Origin of the sequence: Holdemania sp. 1001302B_160321_E10 (assembly GCF_015552275.1) — a bacterium.
Taxonomy (GTDB): domain Bacteria; phylum Bacillota_I; class Bacilli_A; order Erysipelotrichales; family Erysipelotrichaceae; genus Holdemania.
On the sequence record NZ_JADNEM010000067.1, the window covers coordinates 1 to 2,645 of the forward strand.

The 2,645-nt window shown below is 38.4% G+C and carries 4 protein-coding genes; 1 reads left to right on the plus strand and 3 read right to left on the minus strand.

What is annotated here, in order from left to right; all coding sequences use genetic code 11:
- The 3 genes from I2D94_RS17975 to I2D94_RS17985 form a co-directional block, all read right to left on the minus strand.
- Nucleotides 1-218: recombinase family protein (locus I2D94_RS17975; protein ID WP_195397889.1), on the minus strand; the 218-nt coding region annotated here is incomplete at its 3' end.
- A gap of 129 nt (nucleotides 219-347) precedes the next feature.
- The gene (locus I2D94_RS17980) at nucleotides 348-827 is read right to left on the minus strand and encodes a hypothetical protein (protein WP_195397899.1); all 480 of its coding nucleotides are present in this window, start codon (nucleotides 825-827) and stop codon (nucleotides 348-350) included.
- A gap of 47 nt (nucleotides 828-874) precedes the next feature.
- Nucleotides 875-1,591, minus strand: coding sequence for a S24 family peptidase (locus tag I2D94_RS17985; RefSeq protein WP_195397900.1), 717 nt, complete (start codon nucleotides 1,589-1,591; stop codon nucleotides 875-877).
- A 148-nt stretch (nucleotides 1,592-1,739) separates the two neighbouring features.
- On the opposite strand from I2D94_RS17985, the gene I2D94_RS17990 reads away from it, so the two are divergent.
- On the plus strand, nucleotides 1,740-1,973 hold the full coding sequence (locus I2D94_RS17990; protein ID WP_195397901.1) for a helix-turn-helix transcriptional regulator: 234 nt from the start codon (nucleotides 1,740-1,742) through the stop codon (nucleotides 1,971-1,973).
- The last annotated feature ends 672 nt before the right edge of the window (nucleotides 1,974-2,645 follow it).

A 2,645-nucleotide genomic window follows, 5' to 3' on the forward strand; every position in this document is an offset into this window, starting at 1 on the left:
ACTACATCCACCTGCTTTCGATCGCAGTCATAGAGCATGCGCTGCAGCTCTGGACGGTTCTCTGCGTGCTTCCCGGAGATCGCCTTGTCAGCGTAGGTGCCAACAATTTCGATATTGTTTCGTTTTGCATAATCTTCAATGATCGCGATCTGCTGCTCAATAGATTCACTTTTCTGGCTCGCTGATGAGTAGCGAGCATAGATATAACCTCTTTGCATTTTGTTCGGCCTCCTTGTATAATAGAGGCATAGAAAAAGCATTGTCCGCACGACAATTTTTCTATGCAGTGGATCCTTGTTGGTAGCTCGGATCTTATTCCCTGGCTGTTGGTAGCAGCTGGGGCTTTTTTAATTAAATAAATTTGAAAGTTCTTCCGGGATATCTAATCCTGTAATTGCAAATCCCTCTGAATTAAAGGTTGCTGGAACATTTCCGTAGCCCTCTAGACTAACAGTATTTGATTCAATACCAGATTTGTAAGCATCTGACGTTTTATCAAATTGATATATTTCAATATTACCTACAGATGTTTTATATTTGTAACCTTCAACAGCACCTATTAACTCAGCCCCCATGCGGACTTCTTCATCGATACTATATCCAGCATTTAGAATTTCATTTTTAAACTGAATAAAGGATGCTATTGATTTTGAGCTTACATCTTGTATTGGCTCCGATGTTGGCTTAGATGTTGGATCGGGACTTGCTGGTTCCGAAACAGGAGTCTGCTCAGGTGTACTGCTGGGACTGTTTTTTGGTTCTTCCTTAGCTGTGCATGCGGATAACAAAAGTAATACGGCAAGAACTAGAGCAGTCGGTTTTTTCATAAATATTCCCTCCTCTTAAATATGTACATGCTTAATTGCATAGACGATTATTTCATCACTCCGATAACTCTTCCGACGCAGCGGAAATCACTGTATTCTGATGGGATGATGTCTGGATATTTTGGATTATGGGAAATCAATCGATCTTCCCCGAATTCTTTAACATAGGACTGACCGTCGATGATGAAAATACCAATTTCGCCGACATTGACAGACTCAGTGTGCTGCACAAGCAGCTTATCTCCATCAGAGAATGTAGGTTCCATCGAATCACCATCGACGTTAATTACATAATCTGACTTACGATTTTTAGGTGTATCAGGCAGCATGATTTCCGACGCGTCCATGCCATCAATTAAATATTCGCCGTATCCTGCAGATGCACCCTGTGAGTAGTAGACCCTCGGAATATAAACCATTGGTTCCTCAGCAATTTCGGTTTCATAGTTGCAGCGTTCGTATTCTATATCCAACACAGAGTTAACAGCTTTCTTTCCGTAAACATCAAGTGCGCGGAGTTTTTTTATGTGTTCTTGTTCTGAAATAGATAACGAAATTTGTTTGTTGCTTTCCCAGCCTAATAAATAATTGGCGTCCACATCTAGTAGATCACATAATTCAAAAAGTGTATCCGCATCAGGCTTATTATCTCCGCGTTCCCAATTTGAAACTACATTTTTACTTTTACCGATTAAAGTAGCAAGTTCTTCTTGCTTAAATCCTTTTTTGATTCGAGCTTCTTTTAAATTGCTTGCCAGTGACACAAAATCACCTCCTAAATGGATAATATCACAAAAATAGCTGGATTGAAATATTTTAATCACAAAAATTCTGTATTTTTGATTGACTGCACAGAAAAACTGTTATAATGTTTTAATGTACAGAAATACTGTACTAGAAAGGAAAAATAAAATGAAAGTCTGTGATCGATTAAAGTTGTATATCGACAGAAGTGGATTAAAGCAAAAGGCTATTGCAGAGAAATCAGGTTTTTCAGAAAATCAAATGAGTCAAATGCTAAATGACAAAAGAAGTATTAGTGCAGACGAACTTGAAATTATCTGTAACGCTATGGGAACTTCACCTAATGAAATCTACAGTATAAGCCCGGATGAATTTGTTTCTTCTAGGAAGGAGGTGGCGTAGTGAGAGGTGGGGATTCTTGGATTTATAACTTAATTGCGATTCTAGCTTATGTTTCGGGAATTGTGGCTTTGTGGAATCTTCTATCACTCTACCTAAATACAAATTTAGTCTGGCCAAAGGAAGGTGATCATTCAGTCAGAAATCAATTGATTGCATTGTTTGTGTCATTGCTGATCTGTGCATTTTGTTTCTATGTTGCTTTCTAAAAGCTCCGCTGCACTTTTAGTGATAATGCTTCCAGTGGTGACCATTGTCTTCGCACTTCCACCGTTTGAAGGATTTCTCAAAAGTCTTCCAATTTGGTTCAAATTGATGGTTGTAATGATATGGTTAATGGCCATTAGTGTCATCTGGAGGGGAATATGATCAACTTGTTGATCGGATTAACTGGATTTCTTATGTTCTCAAGCTGGCTTCTATTGACTTTTAACGAAAATCTTATGTGGCCTGATCCTGATGACAAGTCGGTAGTAATTGAAGGGGCTGTTCTTATCGGATCTTCGTTATTGTTTATCCTGTTAGGTTCTCTGAGATAACATAACGATTTATTCAAGACAGATTGATTAGGAATTAATTCCATAGCCAACGCCACACAAAAAAAGGAAGTCTAAATAAGACTTCCTAAGAGTTGAATAAAAGCAACGATGTAAGGAATCCAATCAGGAACTAAAG

Coding starts and splice junctions, on each gene's coding strand:
- I2D94_RS17980 (WP_195397899.1), bottom strand. CDS start 827: ATGAAAAAACCGACTGCTCTAGTTCTTGCCGTATTACTTTTGTTATCC.
- I2D94_RS17990 (WP_195397901.1), top strand. CDS start 1,740: ATGAAAGTCTGTGATCGATTAAAGTTGTATATCGACAGAAGTGGATTA.